This is a genomic window from Halorhodospira neutriphila, assembly GCF_016584055.1.
GTDB classification, from domain to species: Bacteria; Pseudomonadota; Gammaproteobacteria; order Nitrococcales; family Halorhodospiraceae; genus Halorhodospira; species Halorhodospira neutriphila.
The window spans coordinates 1-17,951 of sequence record NZ_NRSH01000037.1 but is presented as its reverse complement, the minus strand read 5'-3'; the positions used below and the strand labels follow the sequence as shown (position 1 = coordinate 17,951).

The window sequence follows — 17,951 nt, the reverse complement described above, 5'->3', positions numbered from 1 at the left end:
CCCCGCGATCCGGGTCCCCCCGCGCCCTCCCAGGAGGCGGAGGCGATCGGCGCGGGGCTGCGGATCCTCGCCGCCGAGGACGAGCCGACCAACGCCCTGCTCGTCCAGACCCTGCTCGAGTGGTCCGGCTGCGCGGCCATGGAGGTCGTCGCCGACGGCCGTGCCGCCCTCGCCGCCTGGCGGCGCATGGGGCCGGACCTGGTCCTGCTCGACGTGCAGATGCCCGAGATGGACGGCTACGAGACGATCCAGGCCATCCGCGCCGAGGAGGCCGCGGCCGGGGCGGCCCCCGTGCCCATCGCCGTGCTCACCGCCCACGCCCTCGAGGAGGTGGAGGCGGCCTGCTACGAGGCCGGCTGCGACGCCTACCTGACCAAGCCGGTCCGCTGGCAGGCGGTCCGCGACCTGCTCGCCTGGGTCCGGCAGCCCCGCTGAGCCCGCCGCCGGGCGCCCCCGGGCCTTGTGGGCATGAAGCGGCCCAAGGGCGGCGTAGACGCGGGCGCACGAGCGCGCCTTGACCAGGGGCGCCGTAGCGCCGCGCCGAGGCGAGCGGGCAGAATTGGGCCCCTTACACCGGATCCCCCCCTCAAGCCCTCAAGGGAGGAGCGATGCAGGGCACACGCTGGCCCATCCGCCTCGCCCGGCTGACTACCCGCTACTTCGTCCTCTGGGTGGTGCTCGCGGCGCTGCTCGCCGCCTGGCAGCCCGGCCCCTTCCGCGCCCTCGAGCCGGCGATCCCGGCGCTGCTCGGCGTGGTCATGCTCGGCATGGGCCTGACGCTCCAGCCGGCGGACTTCACCCGGGTTCTCCGCCGCCCCCAGGAGGTCGGGGTCGTGCTCGTGGCCCAGGCGCTGGTCATGCCGCTGGCCGCCTGGGCCCTGGCGGCGGCCCTCGGCCTGCCGCCGGCGCTCGCCGCCGGCGTCGTGCTCGTCGGCGCGGCGCCGGGCGGGACCGCCTCCAACGTCATCACGGCGCTCGCCCGCGGCGACGTCGCCCTGTCGGTGACCGCCACCACGGTCGCCACGCTCCTAGCGCCGCTGCTCATGCCGGCCTGGATCCTGCTGCTGCTCGGCGAGCAGGTCCAGGTCGGCTTCGGCGGGCTCTTCGGCTCGGTGGCGACCATCGTCCTGGCGCCGGTGCTCCTCGGCGTGGCCCTGCGCCGGCTCCTCGACCGCCGCGCCGCGGGGCTCGCCGCCCCGGTCGCCGAGGTCAGCCCCGGCGTGAGCAGTGCTGCAGTGGCGGTCATCGTCGCCGCGGTGGTGGCGCTGAACCTCGACAAGCTGGCCGCCGCAACATGGCCTGTCGCCACGGCCGTGGTCCTGCACAATGGGATCGGCCTGGCCGGCGGTGCCGCACTGGCCTGGCTGGCCGGCATGGCGCCGGCGCAGCGGCGCGCCTGCGCCTTCGAGGTGGGCATGCAGAACAGCGGCCTGGCGGTGACGCTCGCGCTGGCCTTCTTCTCGGCCGAGGCCGCCCTCGCCGGGGCGCTTTTCAGCGTCTGGCACAATATTACCGGTGCGGCGCTGGCCACCTGGCTCCAGCGGCGTCCCCGCTAGGCGTCGTGCGCTCCAGGCCCGGGCGTCCGAGCCGCTCGCAGCACAAAGGATCCCATGGATACGCACGAGCTCTGGAAACGCCTCGAGAACACGCCCGACCTGCCGACGATGCCGAGCGTCGCCGTGCGCATCCTGGAGCTCGGCGAGGACCCGGAGGTCGCCCCCAGCCAGGTCATCGACGCGATCTCCTGCGACCCGGCGCTGGCGGCGAAGACCCTGCAGGCGGCGAACTCCCCCCTGCTCTCGCGCGCCGGGCGGATCACCCGGCTCAGCGACGCGGTCATGACCCTGGGCGTCAACGGGACGCTGACCATCGCCCTGAGCTTCGCCCTCGTCCGTGACTGCGGCAAGCCGACGGCGCAGCTCGACTACCCGAGCTTCTGGCGCCGCGCCATCGTCGCCGCCTCGGCGGCGCGCAGCATCGCCTACCACGAGCGGCAGCGGGACCTCGACACGCCGATGCTCGCCGGGCTGCTCCAGGACATCGGCATGCTCGCCCTCGACGCCGTCCTGCCGCAGGACTACGCGCGGCTCGTCCACCCGACGCCGGACCACGAGACCCTCCGGCTGACCGAGGCGGAGCTGCTCGGCCTCGATCACGCGGCGGTGGGGGGCTGGCTGCTGCGGCGCTGGGGGGTGCCCGAGCACCTCTGCTGCGCCGTGGCCGGGAGCCACGGCCAGGGGCCCGAGGGCGAGGCCCCCGTCGGGGCGGACGCCGCGCTGCTGCGCACCGTGACCTGCTCCAGCCGGCTCGCCGACCTGTGGGTCGGCCGCGACCCGGAGACAGCCGCCGTCCAGGCGGCCGCCCTCGCCAGCGAGCGGCTCGGCTGGGGCGGCGACGAGGTCGCCGGGTTCATCGAGACCTGGTCCGAGTCGGTCAACGAGCTGCTCCGCGTCCACGAGGCGAGGACCATCGACCCGGCGGAGATCGCCAGCGTCCTCGAGCGGGCGCGGAACGTGCTCGTCTGCCGCAACCTCAACCTGATCCAGCAGGCCTCGCAGGAGTGCTCGCGCAGCCAGGAGCTCGAGGCGCGCAAGAACTCCCTGGAGGAGCAGGCCGAGCGCGACCCGCTGACCCAGCTCGGCAACCGCCGCCACCTCGACCGGCGGCTCGCCAGCCTCGTCGCCAAGGCCAACGAGGCCGACGCCCCGCTGACCCTCGCCCTCGCCGATATCGACCACTTCAAGCAGGTCAACGACCGCTACGGCCACCAGCGCGGCGACGCCCTGCTCTGCGAGATCGCCTCGCTGCTCAAGGCGCAGGTGCGCGCCCAGGACACCATCGTGCGCTACGGCGGCGAGGAGTTCCTCCTGCTCCTGCCGGGGCTCAGCCCCCGGGAGGCCGGCAAGCTCCTCGAGCGGCTGCGCCAGGCCGTCGCCGCCCACCGCCACGCCCCCTGCCCCGCCGAGGCCGCCCCCGTGTGCACGAGCATCTCCATCGGCTACGCGGCGCGGCCGGGCCAGGCGGGGAGGGCCGTCACGGCGGACGCCCTCCTCGAGGCGGCCGACGCCGCGCTCTACCGCGCCAAGCGCGAGGGGCGGGACTGCATCCGCTGCGCCCCGCCTCGCGACCCCGGCGCCGGCTGACCCGGCTGCCCGCCGGCGCGCTTCTCCAGCCCGGGCTAAGCTACTACTGTTGCCGTGGAGAGCCCGCCGGCCCGAGGAGACCATGCCCGCCCCGCAACCGCTACCGCCGGAGCGCCTCTACCGCCACTGCGACGCCGAGCGGCTCGGCTTCGCGACGACCCGCGAGCTCGAGGCCATGGAGCGGCCGCCGGGCCAGGAGCGGGCCCTCGAGGCCCTGGAGCTCGGCGCCCCGATGCCCAGCCGCGGCTTCAACCTCTTCGTCATGGGCCCCAACGGCGCCGGCAAGCTCGAGATGGTCCAGCGCCTGCTCGCTGGCCGCGCCGCCGCCGAGGCGAGCCCGGCGGACTGGTGCTACCTGAACAACTTCGACGAGCCGACGCAGCCGCGGCTGCTCCGCCTGCCGCCGAGCTGGGGCAGCCACTGGCGCCGCGACCTGGAGCAGCTCGTCGACGAGCTGCGCACCGCCATCCCGGCGACCTTCGAGAGCGACGAGTACCGCAGCCGCCTCCAGGAGCTCCAGCAGCAGCTCAACCGCCGCCAGCGCGAGGCCTTCGAGTCGGTCCAGCAGGAGGCGGAGCAGCACAGCGTCACCCTCCTGCAGACCCCGTCGGGCTTCACGGTCGCCCCCGTCAAGGACGGCGAGGTCATCGACCCGGAGCAGTTCCAGCAGCTGCCCGAGGCCGAGCGCCGCGGCTACCAGCAGGCCATCGAGGCGCTCCAGGAGCGCCTCCAGCAGGTCGTCCAGCAGATCCCCAAGTGGCGCAAGGAGATCCACGAGCAGATCCGCAAGCTCAACGAGGAGATGACCCTGCTCGCCATCGGCCAGCGCATCGAGGAGCTGCGCCAGCGCTACAGCGAGCTGCCGGCGGCCGCCGCGCACCTCGACGCCCTCCACGACGATCTCATCGAGAACGTCGACACCTTCCGCTCCGGCGAGCAGGAGGCGATGGAGCAGGTCCTCGGCCGCTACCAGGCCAACCTCCTCGTCGGCCGGGGGCCGAACCACGGCGCGCCGGTGGTCTACGAGGACATGCCCACCCACCAGCGGCTCGTCGGGCGCATCGAGCACCACGTCCAGCAGGGGGCGCTGGTCACCGACTTCTCCCTCATCCGGCCGGGCTCGCTGCACCTGGCCAACGGCGGCTACCTGATCCTCGACGCCCACAAGGTGCTCACCCAGCCCTTCGCCTGGGAGTCGCTCAAGCGCACCCTCTTCGCCGAGGAGGTGCGCATCGAGTCGCTGGAGCAGGTCCACGGCTTCTGGTCGACGGTGACCCTGGAGCCGGAGCCGATGCCGCTGCGCACCAAGGTGGTCCTGCTCGGCGACCGGATGATCTACTACCTGCTCTCCGCCTACGACCCGGACTTCCCCGAGCTGTTCAAGATCGAGGCGGACCTGGAGGACGACCTGCCCCGTGATGCCGAGACCGAGCGGCTCTACGCCCGGATGATCGGCACCCTCGCCGCCCAGCACGGGCTGCGCCCCCTCGACCGCCACGCAGTGGCGCGGGTCATCGAGCACGGCAGCCGGATGGCCGAGGACAGCGAGCGCCTCGCCGCCGGCGGCCGGGCCATCGCCGACCTGCTCCAGGAGGCCGACCACTACGCCGCCGGCGAGGCGGCCGAGGCCGTGGGGCGCGAGCACGTCGAGCGCGCCCTGGACGCCCAGGAGCGCCGCGCCTCGCGGCTGCGCGACCGCAACCTCGAGCTCATCCGCCGGGGCACCCTGGTCATCTTCACCGAGGGGGCCTACGCCGGGTCGGTCAACGGCCTCTCCGTGCTGCAGCTCGGCGGCTACGCCTTCGGCCGCCCCACGCGGATCACCGCCACGGCGCGCCCGGGGCGCGGCCAGCTCGTCGACATCGAGCGCGAGGCCAAGCTCGGCGGCAATATCCACTCCAAGGGCGTGATGATCCTCTCGCGCTTCCTCGCCAGCCGCTTCGCCCCGGAGAGCGACCTCTCGCTGTCGGCGAGCCTCGCCTTCGAGCAGTCCTACGGCGGCATCGACGGCGACAGCGCCTCCGTCGCCGAGCTCTGCGCCCTGCTCTCGGCCACCGGCGAGATCCCCCTCGACCACGGCATCGCCGTCACCGGCTCGGTCAACCAGCTCGGCGAGGTGCAGGCCGTCGGCGGGGTCAACGAGAAGGTCGAGGGCTTCTTCGAGGTCTGCCGCCAGGCCGGGCTGACCGGGCAGCAGGGCGTGGCCCTGCCGGCGGCCAACGTCGCCCACCTGATGCTGCGCCGCGAGGTCCGCGAGGCCGTCGCCGCGGGGCAGTTCCGCATCTACCCCCTGGCGCACGTCGACGAGGCGCTGGCGCTGCTGACCCACCGGCCGGCGGGCCGGCGCGACGCGGCGGGGCGCTGGCCGGAGGGGACGGTCAACCGCGCCGTCGCCGAGCGCCTGGCCCGCTTCGCCGAGGTGGAGCGCCGCCACCACGGCGATGACGGCGAGCCGGCATCCGAGGGGAGCGGGGCGCACGAGGAGGAGGACGGCGATGCGTGACGGTGGGGCTGGCGAGCAGGTGCTGATCGGCCGGGTGGTCGTGCTCCTCGACGCCTCCGAGGCGAGCATGGCGGCGCTCGAGGCCGCCATCGAGCTCGCCGCCCGGCGGCACGCGGAGCTGCTCGCCCTCTACGTCGAGGAGGAGGAGCTGCTGCGCTGCGCCGGCTACCCGTGGAGCCGGGAGGTCGGCCTCTCCGGGGCCGTCCGCCCCCTGCAGGCCGAGGCGCTGGAGGAGCGCATGCGCGCCCGCGCCGAGGCGATCCGCAGCGCCCTGGCGCAGACCGCCGCGCCCCGCGGGGTGCGCCACCGCCTGCAGGTCAGCCGCGGCCGCCTGCCCCGCGAGGCCCTCGCGCTGCTCGCCCCGGAGGACCTGCTCGTCCTCGGCAAGATCGGCTACGCCCGCGCACGCGGCCAGCGCGTGGGCTCGAGCGCCTGGGCGATCCTCCACGAGGCGCCGGGGCCGGTGATGGTCTTCGAGCGGCCGCTCCCCGAGGCGCGCCCCCGCGGCGTCGCCGTGGTCATCGACGCCGGCGCCTCCGGCCTCCAGGCCCTGGAGAGCGCCGCCGCCCTGCTCGAGCCCGACGAGGCGCTCACCGCGGTCATCGCCTGCCACGCCCCGGGCGCAGCACCCGAGGCGGCGGCCGACCCGGCGCAGCGCTGGCTCGCCGAGCGCTTCCCCCAGGCCCGCTGGCTGCCCGTCACCACCGACGGCCCGGAGCGTATCGCCCGGCTGCTCGCCGCGCAGGCCGCCGAGAAGGTCGTCGTCAGCCGCCGCAGCGCCGTGATGCGCCGCCACGACGCCCGCGAGCTCGTCGAGGCGCTGCAGCTGCCGGTGGTGGTCATCCCCTGACCTCCGCCGCTACTGAGAAGACCGCCCTTCCGCGTCGGTGGAGAGATCCAAGTAGGCCTCCACGCTGATGCGCTCGAGCTGGCCCAGCTCTTCCTTGGAGAACCCTCTTACAGAGGTAATAAAGCGGTTCTCCGCCGTGATCTGATCGTGCTCGCCATCCCCCTGATAAGGCCGCCGCTCTACGACCTTATCGCCGATTTGAAGGCGAAAGGCCAAGTGGGCCTCACGGAAGAGCCCCTCATTCGCGGCGTTCCGCCCATAGATCTCGAAGGCGTCGTCTCCCCCCGGGGAGCCGTCGTAGGCGCGGAGGGCCCCATAGGACGGGCCATCAAAGCGGTTCCAAGAGTAGGTCGCCAGGTCGGGCTGGGCGTCGGCCCACATCCCCACCCGGTCTATCACGCTGCCGGGGATCTCTGCCGTGACAGGCACGATCAGGGCGTACTGGCCTGCTCCGATCTCCTCGACGAGGGGAGGACCGACATCGATGTCGAGGTGATCCATCAGGGGGCACCAGATGTTCTCGATCAACTCCCGGTTCCGGCTCGAGCCCTGGGGCCCATCACCGTCCTCCCCCCTAGCCTCAACGGCGCCCTGCAGCTCCTCCCCCTGCAGCGAGCGGACGGAGGACTTTTGAGGGCAGTCCTGGATACGCGCCTCAGCCGCAGGGGCCGACCCTACCACCTCGGGATCAGCGGATTCCCCTGGATTAGCGAGGCTCCCGGTACAGAGGCCCAGGGCTAGGACCACGACGAAAGGCACTATGAGCAGTCTGTGTGGGATCATCGGTCCCTCCGAAGTCAATTGGCGGCTTCGCCGCCCCCGATACGGCCGCTGCCGTGCAGCGGAATGACCCAGTACGGCCACCCGGCCTCCGGGAAGGCCGCCTCGAGGCCATCGAGCAGCGGCTGGAGCTGCTCCCGGGAGACCCGGACCCGCACGAGCAGCCGGCGCTGGCGGCCGGTGACCTGCTCGGGGCCGGCCAGCTCGTCGGGGGCGAGGCCGTGGTAGTCGATCTCCTGGCTGGTGAAGGTCAGCTCGCCGTGGAAGGCGAGCAGCCAGTCCATAAGCTCATCGCCCGTCTGCGGCAGCGGCAGCAGGGCCAGCACGTACTCCTCAGCCATGGCGGCGGACCTCCCGGGGTTGGCCGAAGCGCCGGTAGAGCACCGGCAGCAGGAAGAGGGTCAGCAGGGTCGAGGTGAACAGGCCGCCGATGACCACGGTGGCCAGCGGCTTCTGGATCGAGGAGCCCGGCCCGGTGGCGAAGAGCAGCGGCACCAGCCCCAGCGCCGCGATGCTCGCCGTCATCATCACCGGGCGCAGGCGCCGCTGCGCCCCCTCCTCGACAACCCGCTCCATGGGCAGCCCGAGGGCGTGGAGGTAGTTGAAGTAAGTGACCATCACCACGCCGTTGAGCACGGCTATGCCGAGCAGCGCGATGAAGCCCACCGAGGCGGGCACGGAGAGGTACGTCCCGGTGAGCAGCAGGGCGAAGACCCCGCCGATCATGGCGAAGGGGACGTTGAGCAGGACCAGCAGCGCCTGGCGCACCGAGCCGAAGGTGGTGAACAGCACCACGAAGATCAGCCCGATGGCGACCGGGATCACGATGGCGAGCCGCTGCGCGGCGCGCTGCTGGTTCTCGAACTCGCCGCTCCAGCTCACGCGGTAGCCCTGGGGCAGCTCGACCTGCGCCTGCACCGCCCGGCGCGCTTCCTCGACGAAGCCCACCAGGTCGCGGCCGGCGACGTTGGTGCGCACCACCGCCATGCGCGAGCCCTCCTCGCGGTTGACCTGCACCGGCCCCTCGGTGCGCTCGATATCCGCGACGTTGGACAGGGGCACGACCTGGCCGTCGGGCAGGGTCAGGCGCCGCCCGGCCAGCTCCTCGACCGAGGGGCGCCCCGCCCCCTCGCCGCGGATCATCACCGGGATGCGCCGGCGCCCCTCGTAGACCGTGCCCACGTCGATCCCCTCGACCTGCGCCTTGAGCGCCTCGGCGAGGGCCTCGACGGAGAGGCCGAGCCGCCCCGCCGCCATGCGGTCGACTGCGACCTCCACGTACTGCAGGCCGCTGTTGTCGGTGTAGTAGACGTCCTCGCTGCCGCGCACCCCCTCGAGGGCGTCGGCGATGTCGCCCGCCTTGCGGTTGAGCACCGCCAGGTCGGGGCCGAAGAGCTTCACCGCCACGTCGCCGCGCACCCCGGTGAGCATCTCCGAGACGCGCATCTCGATGGGCTGGGTGAAGGAGTAGCTGACCCCGGAGAATTCGTTGAGGACGCCGCGCAGGCGCTCGAGCAGGGCGGCCTTGCTGTCCACGGTCCACTCCGAGCGCGGCCGCATCTCCAGGAACATGTCCGTCTCGTTCAGCCCCATGGGGTCCATGCGCAGCTCGTCGGAGCCGGTCCGGGCGACAGCCCCGGTCACCTCCGGGACCTCCTCGATCAGGGCCCGCTGGATCCGGGTATCGAGCTCCAGAGACTCGTCCAGGGAGATCGACGGCAGCTTGGCGAGCTGCACCACGACGGTCCCCTCCTGCAGGGTGGGCATGAAGGTCTTGCCGATCAGCGGGAAGACCGCCACCGTCGCCGCCATCAGCAGCGCGGCGCCGCCGGCGATCCAGCCGCCGCGGCGCAGGCTCCAGCGCAGCAGCGGCGTGTGGAGGCGGTGGAGCTGGCGGATCAGCCAGGGGTCGTGCTCGCGCACCCGCCCGATCAGGTAGCTCGCCAGCACCGGGATCACCGTCAGCGACAGCGCCAGCGAGCACAGCAGGGCGAAGACGATGGTCACGGCCACCGGCGTGAAGAGCTTGCCCTCGAGCCCCTGGAGCGTCAGCAGGGGCAGGAAGACGATGACGATGATGAGGATCCCCGAGGTCACCGGCACGCCCATCTCCCGCACCGAGCGGTAGATCAGGTGCAGCCGCGGCAGCCGGCGGCGCCCCGGGCCGGAGCGCTCCAGGGAGGCGACGACGTTCTCGACGACCACGACGGCGGCGTCGACGAGCATGCCGATGGCGATCGCCAGCCCGCCGAGGCTCATGAGGTTCGCCGAGAGGTCGAACCAGCGCATGAGCAGGAAGGTCCCGAGGGCCGCCATGGGCAGGATCAGGGCCACCGTCAGCGCGGCGCGGATGTTGCCGAGCATCAGCAGCAGCAGGATCAGCACCAGGACGATCGCCTCGAGGAGGGCGTCGGCGACGGTGTCCACCGCCCGCTCGACCAGGGCACCGCGGTCGTAGAAGACATCGACCTCCACCCCCTCCGGCAGCTGCGGCTCGATCTCCTCGAGCCGCTCCCGGACCCCCTCGACGACGCGGCGGGCGTTGGCGCCGCGCAGGCCGAGCACCAGCCCCTGGACGGCCTCGCCCTCGCCGTCGGCGGTCACGGCGCCGTAGCGGGTGAGGTGGCCGATGCGCACCTCGGCGACGTCGGCCACGCGCACCGGCGTCCCGCCCCGGCGGGCCACCACGATACGGCGCAGCTCCTCGAGCCCGGCGACCTGGCCGCGGGTGCGCACGAGCAGCGTCTCCTCGCCCTCGACCAGCCGGCCGGCGCCGTCGTTGCGGTTGTTCGCCGCCAGCGCCTCACGCAGCTCGGCGAGGGTGATGCCTCGGGCGTTCATCCGCCCGGCATCGGGCGAGACCTGGTAGGTCGCCACCTTGCCGCCGAGGGCGTTGACGTCAGCCACCCCGTCGACGGAGCGCAGGGCGGGCCGGATGGTCCAGTCGAGCAGGGTGCGGCGCTCGGTCAGGGAGAGGCCGCCGCCCTCGATGGTGAACATGAACATCTCCCCGAGGGGGGTCGTCGCCGGCGCCATGCCGCCGCTGACGTCCTCGGGCAGCTCGCTGCGCAGCCCGGCGAGGCGCTCGGAGACCTGCTGGCGGGCCCAGTAGAGGTCGGTGCCCTCCTCGAAGTCCACCGTGATGACGGTCACGCCGTACTTGGCCACCGAGCGCAGCGTCTCCTGCCGCGGGATGCCGCGCATCTCGACGCTCACCGGCGCCGTGATGCGCTGGTCCACCTGCTCGGGGGTCATGCCCGGCGCCTTGAGGATGACCTGTACCTGCGTGGTGGAGACGTCCGGGAAGGCGTCGATGGGCAGGGTGCGGAAGGCCAGCGTCCCGGCGCCGGCGAGCAGGGCCACCAGCAGGAGGACGAAGAGCCGCTGGCTCAGGGCGAGCTGCAGGATCCGCCCGAACATCACTCCGCCCCTCCGTAGCCGGACCAGGCGCCCTTGAGGGCCGCGACCCCGCGCACCGCGACCGCCTGGCCGGGGCGCAGCTCGCCGCTGAGCAGGGCGGCGCCGCCGCGGTGGCCGTGCACGGTCACCGGCGTGGGCCGAAAGCCCCGGGGCGTGCGCACGAAGACCCAGTCCTCGCCGCGGTTGCGGACCACCGCGGCCTTGGGCACCTGGAGCCGCGCCGACGCCGCCGCCCCGCTCGCCAGGCGCGCCTCCACCATCTGGCCGGGGCGCAGGCAGGGGGCCTCGGCGCTGATCTCGGCGCGCACGAGCACCGTCTGGCTCTCGGGATCGGCGGTCCGGCCGACAAGGACCACCGGCGCCTCGGCGTCGGCGCAGGCGACGTGGACCCGGCTCTGCTCATCGACCCCCTGCAGCCGATCCTCGGGCACCCGGAGCTCCAGCCACAGGGGGTCGAGCCGGGCGACCCGGTAGAGCGCCTGGGCGCTCTGGACGCGGTCGCCGGTGCTCACCGCCCTGGCCACCACCACGCCGTCGAGGGGGGAGCGGACGCGGAGCCGGGCCGACATCTGCTGGCTCTGCTCGAGCCGCTCGATGGCCTCCGGCGCCATCCCGGACAGATCCAGCCCCTGGCGCTGGGCCTCGAGGTCGGCCCGGGCCTGCTGGAAGCGGCTGCGGGTCTCCTGGAAGCGCCGCTCGGCGATAACCCCGTCGTCGAGCAGCTGCCGGTCCCGCTCGAGGGCGGCCTCTGCCAGCCCCTTCGCCGACAGCGCCTGCAGGAAGGCCCGCTGCTGCTCCACCAGCCCGGGGCTGTGGAGCTCGGCGAGGAGCTCGCCGGCGGCGACCGCCTCCTCGGGGGCGGCGTGCAGGGCGGCGACCAGCCCCCCCTGGGGGGCGCTCACCACCCGCTCCTGGCTCGGCGGGATCGCCACGCGGGCGGGCAGGCTCCAGGCCTGGCCGCCCTCGGCCGTCGCCACCGGCTCGGTGGCGACGCCGAGGCGCTCCATCTGCGCCGCGGAGATGGGAATCTCGGGCGGCGCGGCGAGGGCCGCGCCCGCGCCGAGGGCGAGCGCTGCGATCGAGAGCAAGCGGATCATGGCTGCGGGACCTCTCCGGCTGCTTGGTTGTAGCGGGCGATGGCGCGCTGGAGCTCGAGGGCCTGCTGCGCTCGGGCCTGGCGGGCGGCGGCGTAGCGATCCTGCACCCGGAGCAGGTCGATCAGGTCGTACTCCCCCGCCTCGAAGGCGCGGCGGGCCATCTCGAGGGTCTCGCCGGCCGTCTCCTCGCGCCGGCGGGCCCGGCGGAGCAGCTCGCGGGCGGCGGCCACCGCCTCGTGGGCCCGCTCGAGGGCGCCGCGCAGATCCCGCCGGAGCCGGGCGAGCCGGGACTCGGCCTGGGCGAGCTCGACCCCTGCGGACGCGCGCTGGTACTGCGTCTGGGTGCGCTGCCCGAGCGGGATGTGCAGGCTCGCCTGGAGGCTGTTGACGGTCTCGCCGCCGGCGCCCCGCTCCCGCCGGGTGCCGAGCATCAAGCTGGGGCTCTCCGCCGCCTCCTCGCCGGCGAGCTCGCGCTGCGCCCGGCGCCGCTCGACAGCGCGCCGCGCCCGGGCCAGAGCGGGATGGTCCCGGAGCAGCTCGGCGTAGGGCTCCGGCCCCGCCGGGGCCTTCCCTCCCTCGGCCCGCGGCTCCCGCCACTGCTGCGGGGTGCGCTCCAGGCCCGTCAGGCGGCGGTAGTCGGCACGCCGGGCGCGCAGCCCCGAGCGCGCCTCGGCCAGGGCCGCCTCCTTCTGCACCACCCGGTCGCGGGCCATGAGCACCTCGGAGCGCGGCAGGTCGCCGAGCTCGAAGCGCCGGGTCACCTTCTCCTCGAGGGCCTCGGCGGTCTCCAGCTCGATGCGGGCCATGGCCACGCGCTTGCGCTGCAGCGCAAGCCCCCAGAGGCGCTCGCGCACCCGGCCGGCAGCCTCCAGGCGTAGCGCCTCGCGGCCGGCCTGCGCCTGGGCGGCGGCCCCCTCGGCCAGATCCCGGCGCGCCGAGCGCTGCCCCGGCCGCCACAGCGGGATCTCGAGGCCGCCCTCCCACTCGCGGTTGCCCGCGTCGGTGCCGACGGCGTCGTTGGTGTGGCTGATCGCCAGGGCCGGATTCCCGGGCAGCCACGCCGCGGCGCGCCGCTCCAGGGCCTCGGCCTCGCGCTCCCGGGCCTGCGGCTCGAGCCGCTCGGGCAGCCGCTGCACCGCCGCCCGGACGACCTCGCCGAGGCTCAGCCCGGGATCGCCGGAGAGAGGGCCGTAAGGGCCGGCATCCTCGCCCTGCTCGGCGGCCTCCGCGCCGAGGCCGCCGAGCAGCAGCGCCGCGGCGCCGAGCCGCGCCGCCTTCCGGCCGGTTGATCGCCGGCGCCATCGTGATCGCGTCATGGCTATACCCACCCGTTCACCGCTATTCGATCCCCATTATGGTCGGGTGCCCTGAAACGGGCCTGAACGGGCGGGCGCGTCTGCGTAGCCCCCTCCGGCCGAGCCCCGCTGGCCGAGGGGCGGCGTCGCGATCAGGAGGGCCTCGAGAGGGACTCCGCCGGCAGGGTGACGCGCACGGCCAGGCCGCCGAGATCGGCGGAGGTCTCGAGATCCAGCCGCCCGCGGTAGGCCGCCACCAGGTCGCCGACGATGGCCAGCCCCAGGCCGAAGCCCTCGGCCGCCTCGTCGAGGCGCACCCCGCGGCGGGTCAGCGCCTCGCGGTGCTCCGGCGGGACGCCGGGGCCGTCGTCCTCGACGATCAGCGCCGGGGCCGGCTGCGCCTCCACGCGGATCCGGGCCTCGCTCCGCGCCCACTTGCAGGCGTTATCGAGCAGGTTGCCGGCGAGCTCGAGCATATCCTCGCGGTCGGCGAAGGCGAGGCCGGGATCCGGCCCCGTATAGCGCAGCCGCAGGCCCCGCTCGGCGTAGACCCGCTCCAGGACGCGGATCAGGGCCGGCAGCTCGCGGCCGGGATCGAAGCGCTGCCCCGGCGCGCCGGCGGCCAGGCGGGCGCGCTTGAGCTCGCGGTCGATGCGCTGCTGGATCTGCTCGGCCGGCTCGAGGAGCCGGCGGCGCAGCTCGGGGTCGGCGCAGCCCTCCTCGGCGGCCTGGCAGAGCCGGGTCAGCGGGGTCTTGAGGGCGTGGGCGAGGTCGCCCATGGCCCGGCGGGAGCGCTGCAGGCGCTCGTCGAGCACCTCCAGCAGCCGGTTCAGCTCCCGGACCAGCGGCCGGACCTCGGCGGGGACCGCCTCGGAGAGGGCGCTGCGCTCGCCGCGCTCGAGCCTCCCGATCTGCTCGCGCAGCCGGCCGAGGGGGCGCATGCCGAGGGCGAGCAGGGCCCACTGCAGCCCCAGCAGCCCGGCGCCGACGGCCAGCGAGACCAGGCCGTAGCGCCACTGGAAGGCCCGCAGGTCCCGGTACAGCGGGGAGAGGTCCTCGGCCACCGCGATGCGCACCGTGCGCCCCTCCTTGCGCAGGCCGGCGACGCGCAGCAGCAGCGGCTGCCCCTGGGGGCCGGTGGCCCGCAGCCGGCGCACCTCGCCGAGCCCCACCGCCGGCAGCGGGAGGCGCCCCTCCCAGAGCGAGCGCGAGCGCAGGCTCTCCCCGCCGGCCTCGATGCGGTAGTAGTGGCCCGAGTAGGGGCGCTGGTAGAGGGCGTCCTCGGCGGCCAGGCTCGGCCCCTCGGGGCCCCACTGCAGGGCGGCGAGGAGGTTGTCGGTGTCGTGGCGCAGCCGGTCGGCGATGTACCCCTCGGCGGTATCGCGGATGGCGCCGCTGACGAGGGCGTACTGCAGCCCGAGCAGCAGCAGGAGGCTGAGCGCGAGCCCCGCGGCGAGCCGGCCCTGGAGGGATCTCACGGCCCGAGCAGCTCGTAGCCCTGGCCGCGCCGGGTGCGGATCCGCTGGGCGCCGATCTTGCGCCGCAGCCGGCGGATGTAGACCTCGACGACGTTGCTGTCGCGCTCGGCGTCGTACTCGTAGACGTGCTCGGTGAGGGCGCTCTTGGACAGGACCCGGCCGGCGTTGTGCATGAGGTAGCGCAGCAGCCGGAACTCCGTGGCGGTCAGCTCGTGCTCGGCGCCCTCGGCGGTCACCACCACCTGCCGGCCCTCGTCGAGCCGCAGCCCCGCCGCCCGCAGGGGCCCGGCGCTGAGCCCGTGCCGGCGGCGCAGCAGGGCGGCGAGGCGGGCGAGGAGCTCGGGCATGTGGAAGGGCTTGCCGAGGTAGTCGTCGGCGCCGGCCTCGAAGCCCTCGACGCGCTCGTACCAGGCGTCGCGCACGGTCAGGATGAGCACCGGGAGATCGACCCCGGCCTCGCGCCAGCCGGCGAGGACCTCCAGGCCCGAGCGCCCGGGCAGGCCCAGGTCGAGCACGGCGGCGTCGAAGGGCTCCTCGCGGCCGAGGTAGGCCGCCTCGTCGCCGTCGCCGGTGACGTCGGCGGCGTAGCCGGCCTCGCGCAGCGCCTGCTGCAGCCGCGCCGCCAGCTCGGTATCGTCCTCGACCACCAGCACGCGCATCTCAACGCTCCCGCCGATCCTCGCGGCGCTCCTCCGTGTCGGGATGCGCCCCGCCGCGGCCGTGCCCCTCGTCGTCGTCTTCCTCCTCGTAGCCCGGCACGGCCTCGCCGCTGCGGGCGTCGTAGAAGAGCTCCCGGAGCACCCCGTCGGCGTCGAGGAGCTCGATCTCGTAGATCAGCCGCTCGCCGTCGCTGAGCAGCTCGGCCTCGATCAGCCGCCCGCCAGGGTAGCGCTCCCGCGCCTTGGCCACGAGGGCCTCGAGCGAGCGGATCTCGCCGCGCTCGTAGAGCGTCCGCACCCGGGGGATGTCGTGGTAGCCCTCGCGCTCGCCCGCGCCGCCCTCGGGGCTGCTGCCGGCGGGCAGCGCACACCCCCCGGCGAGGAGCACGGCGAGGGCCCGCCAGGCGCAGCGGCGCCGGCTCACGAGCCGTCGCCCTCCGCCACGGGGCGCTTGCGGCCGTCGACCATGGCGCGGGCCAGGTTCTGCCGCTCCCGCCAGCTCGTCCAGGCCACGCCGAGCACGTGGAGGACCACCAGCCCCAGCGTCAGGTTGGCCGAGAGCTCGTGGACCTCCTCGAGGGCCTCACCGGCCTCCTCGCCCTCCTCCTCTTCGCCGGCCTCGTGGTACGCCTCGGCCTCCTCATCCTCGTCGGCGCGCGCCGCCGCGATGGGGGTGAGGCCGGCCCCGGCGCCCTGCGCGGCGTAGAGCCCCCTCAGGGGGCCGGCCTGCTCCTCGGCGCCGAGGGTCATCATCCCGGTGGTCGCGGTGCTCGCCAGGGCCAGCAGCAGGGCTAGCGCCATCACGCCCCCGAGGGGGTTGTGGCCGAGGTAGCGCCGCTCGCGGCCGCGGCCGATATCGCGCACGTAGGCGGCAAGCCGCGCGGGGCTCGGCACGAAGTCGGCGAAGCGGGCGTGGCGCGCCCCGACGAAGCCCCAGGCCACGCGCAGCAGCACCAGGGTCGCCACCAGGTAGCCCGCCCAGACGTGGAGCGCCATGACCTCCTCGGCGCTGAGGTAGGCGGCCAAAAAGCCTGCCGCCACCAGCCAGTGGGAGATCCGCACCCACGGGTCCCAGACCCGTACGCTGCGCTCCTGCGGGGTTTGCGATTCGCTCATGGACGACCCTCCTCCGGCTTCTCGATAGGGATGCCGGGCCAGTATAGGGCGGGCAACTGAAACGGCCCTGAACGGGCCGCCACCCCTGGACCGGGAGCCGGACCACGCCGGCCGGCGCCGAGGCCCGAGCCGCTAGGGGGCCGCGGAGGCGAGCGCCGGCGGCGGGTGCGCCGGGCGGGCGAAGTAGAACCCCTGGACGAGGTCGATCCCCACCCGCTGGAGCCAGTGCAGCTCCTCGGGCTCCTCGATCCCCTCGGCCACGGTGGTCGTCCCCAGCTTGTGCGCCATCTCGACGATGGCCTCGACGATGGAGGCCTGGGCGCGGTTGTGCGGGACGTCGCGGATAAGCTCGCGGTCGATCTTGACGAACTCCGGCTCCAGGTCCTTGAGCAGGTTCAGCGAGCCGTAGCCGGCGCCGAGGTCGTCCAGGGCGATGCGGAAGCCGCCGCGCCGGTACTCGTCGACGATCCGGCGCAGGTGGGCGTGGTCGGCGATCGCCTCGCTCTCGACGACCTCGAAGACGATCCGCTGCGGGTCGACGCCGAGCTCGCGCACCGCCCCGACGGTCGTGCGCAGGCAGAAGGCCGGGTCGTAGATGGAGGTGGGCCGGAAGTTGATGAACAGGTTCTCGGCGATCCCGAGCGCGTGGCTGTCCCGGATCGCCGCCACGCGGGCGAGCCGGTCGAGGTAGAACTCCAGGTCGCTGAGCTCGGCGGCGCGGAACATCTGCCCCGGCGAGATGATCGCCCCGTCGGCGGCGACGCCGCGGAGCAGGCACTCGTAGGCGAAGACCTGCCCCTCCCCCTGGGCGCGGAGGATCGGCTGGTAGAAGACGCGGACCTGCTCGTCGCGGATGAGCTCGGTCAGCCACTGGTTCTGGCTGCGCAGGACCCAGACCGCCAGGGGCTGCGCCTGGAAGAGGACCTCGGGGCCGAAGGGGCGATCCTGCGCCGTGAACACAGTCAGCGAGGCGTCCATCTCCGGCTCGCTCATGAGCCCCTCCAGCCTGCGGAACAGCCCGCGCAGGCCCTCCGCCGGGACGCTGACCCCCATCACCCCCTCGGCGTGGAAGCGCACGCGCCAGCCGGCCTCCGCCAGGGCGACGTAGACCCGGTCACGGGTGTGCTGCAGCGGCGGGGCGAGGTAGAGCGTTCCCGCCTCGTCGCTGATCTCGGGGAGCTCGGGGGAGCCGGGGCAGATGACCGAGGGTGCGCTAGCCATACGTAATAAGGTAACACCTTTAGCCGCCTGCGGTAATTCCCTATTCGGTATTGCGGGAATTGCCCCCCTCGGCGCGCTCCTGCTCGATCTCGGCGAGGCGGCGCTCGTACTCGGCCTGGAAGTCGTCCTCGATCCCCTCGATCTCGCGCTGCTTGGCCTCGCGGCAGCGGGCGAGGAGGCGGGCGTCGACGGCGATCGCCCCCGGCCGCGGCTCCTGGAAGGCCAGCAGGCTCGCCCGGGCGTAGCCCGCCAGCCAGGCCACCTGGCGCACCCCCTCGAGGAGCAGCGGCTCCGCCGCCTCCTGCCCCGCCGGGCGGTAGAGCCAGAGCGCGGCGCTCGCCCCCGCCGCCAGTCGCAGGCCGGGCTGCGCGGCGCCGGCCTGCCGGGCA

Annotated in this window: 16 protein-coding genes; 5 read left to right on the top strand and 11 right to left on the bottom strand. The window is 74.3% G+C overall.

The genetic code is table 11. The features are described 5' to 3' along the window. The 5 genes from CKO13_RS04930 to CKO13_RS04910 form a co-directional block, all read left to right on the top strand. A partial coding sequence (locus CKO13_RS04930; RefSeq protein ID WP_200257418.1) for a response regulator occupies positions 1 to 435 on the top strand: 435 nt, incomplete at its 5' end. A 173-nt stretch (positions 436 to 608) separates the two neighbouring features. Further along, complete coding sequence (locus tag CKO13_RS04925; RefSeq protein ID WP_200257417.1) at positions 609 to 1,556, top strand: bile acid:sodium symporter family protein; 948 nt, start codon at positions 609 to 611, stop codon at positions 1,554 to 1,556. Positions 1,557 to 1,610: 54 nt separating this feature from the next. Continuing rightward, positions 1,611 to 3,143: a sensor domain-containing diguanylate cyclase gene (locus tag CKO13_RS04920; protein ID WP_200257416.1), complete on the top strand. Its 1,533-nt coding sequence runs from the start codon at positions 1,611 to 1,613 to the stop codon at positions 3,141 to 3,143. A gap of 82 nt (positions 3,144 to 3,225) precedes the next feature. Then, a complete protein-coding gene (locus tag CKO13_RS04915) occupies positions 3,226 to 5,646 on the top strand; it encodes a Lon protease family protein (protein WP_200257415.1) in 2,421 nt (806 codons plus the stop codon). Beyond that, positions 5,639 to 6,496 (top strand): universal stress protein, encoded by an 858-nt coding sequence (locus CKO13_RS04910; protein WP_200257414.1) that lies wholly within the window; start codon positions 5,639 to 5,641, stop codon positions 6,494 to 6,496. Before CKO13_RS04915 ends, CKO13_RS04910 begins: the two co-directional genes overlap by 8 nt. A gap of 9 nt (positions 6,497 to 6,505) precedes the next feature. Here CKO13_RS04910 and CKO13_RS04905 read toward each other — a convergent pair whose 3' ends face one another. The 11 genes from CKO13_RS04905 to CKO13_RS04855 form a co-directional block, all read right to left on the bottom strand. After that, positions 6,506 to 7,279 carry a hypothetical protein gene (locus CKO13_RS04905; RefSeq protein ID WP_200257413.1) on the bottom strand — a complete coding sequence of 258 codons (774 nt, stop codon included), beginning with the start codon at positions 7,277 to 7,279 and terminating at the stop codon, positions 6,506 to 6,508. Positions 7,280 to 7,293: 14 nt separating this feature from the next. Further along, entirely contained in the window at positions 7,294 to 7,617 is a 324-nt protein-coding gene (locus CKO13_RS04900; protein WP_200257411.1) for a DUF3240 family protein, read from the bottom strand. Beyond that, positions 7,610 to 10,696 carry an efflux RND transporter permease subunit gene (locus tag CKO13_RS04895; RefSeq protein WP_200257408.1) on the bottom strand — a complete coding sequence of 1,029 codons (3,087 nt, stop codon included), beginning with the start codon at positions 10,694 to 10,696 and terminating at the stop codon, positions 7,610 to 7,612. The genes CKO13_RS04900 and CKO13_RS04895 overlap by 8 nt, the downstream gene beginning before the upstream one ends. Beyond that, on the bottom strand, positions 10,696 to 11,793 hold the full coding sequence (locus tag CKO13_RS04890; protein WP_207132089.1) for an efflux RND transporter periplasmic adaptor subunit: 1,098 nt from the start codon (positions 11,791 to 11,793) through the stop codon (positions 10,696 to 10,698). The genes CKO13_RS04895 and CKO13_RS04890 overlap by 1 nt, the downstream gene beginning before the upstream one ends. Continuing rightward, the gene (locus CKO13_RS04885; RefSeq protein ID WP_200257404.1) at positions 11,790 to 13,109 is read right to left on the bottom strand and encodes a TolC family protein; all 1,320 of its coding nucleotides are present in this window, start codon (positions 13,107 to 13,109) and stop codon (positions 11,790 to 11,792) included. Before CKO13_RS04885 ends, CKO13_RS04890 begins: the two co-directional genes overlap by 4 nt. Positions 13,110 to 13,240: 131 nt before the next feature. Next, positions 13,241 to 14,566: an ATP-binding protein gene (locus tag CKO13_RS12985; protein ID WP_200257403.1), complete on the bottom strand. Its 1,326-nt coding sequence runs from the start codon at positions 14,564 to 14,566 to the stop codon at positions 13,241 to 13,243. Further along, positions 14,563 to 15,225: a response regulator transcription factor gene (locus CKO13_RS04875; protein ID WP_200257401.1), complete on the bottom strand. Its 663-nt coding sequence runs from the start codon at positions 15,223 to 15,225 to the stop codon at positions 14,563 to 14,565. The genes CKO13_RS12985 and CKO13_RS04875 overlap by 4 nt, the downstream gene beginning before the upstream one ends. Position 15,226: 1 nt before the next feature. Beyond that, a complete protein-coding gene (locus CKO13_RS12920) occupies positions 15,227 to 15,649 on the bottom strand; it encodes a PepSY domain-containing protein (RefSeq protein WP_200257398.1) in 423 nt (140 codons plus the stop codon). Beyond that, positions 15,646 to 16,341 carry a cytochrome b/b6 domain-containing protein gene (locus tag CKO13_RS04865; protein ID WP_200257395.1) on the bottom strand — a complete coding sequence of 232 codons (696 nt, stop codon included), beginning with the start codon at positions 16,339 to 16,341 and terminating at the stop codon, positions 15,646 to 15,648. Before CKO13_RS04865 ends, CKO13_RS12920 begins: the two co-directional genes overlap by 4 nt. Before the next feature lie 132 nt (positions 16,342 to 16,473). Beyond that, a complete protein-coding gene (locus CKO13_RS04860; protein ID WP_200257393.1) occupies positions 16,474 to 17,562 on the bottom strand; it encodes an EAL domain-containing protein in 1,089 nt (362 codons plus the stop codon). Between the two features lie 40 nt (positions 17,563 to 17,602). Further along, positions 17,603 to 17,951: hypothetical protein (locus CKO13_RS04855; protein ID WP_200257390.1), on the bottom strand; the 349-nt coding region annotated here is incomplete at its 5' end.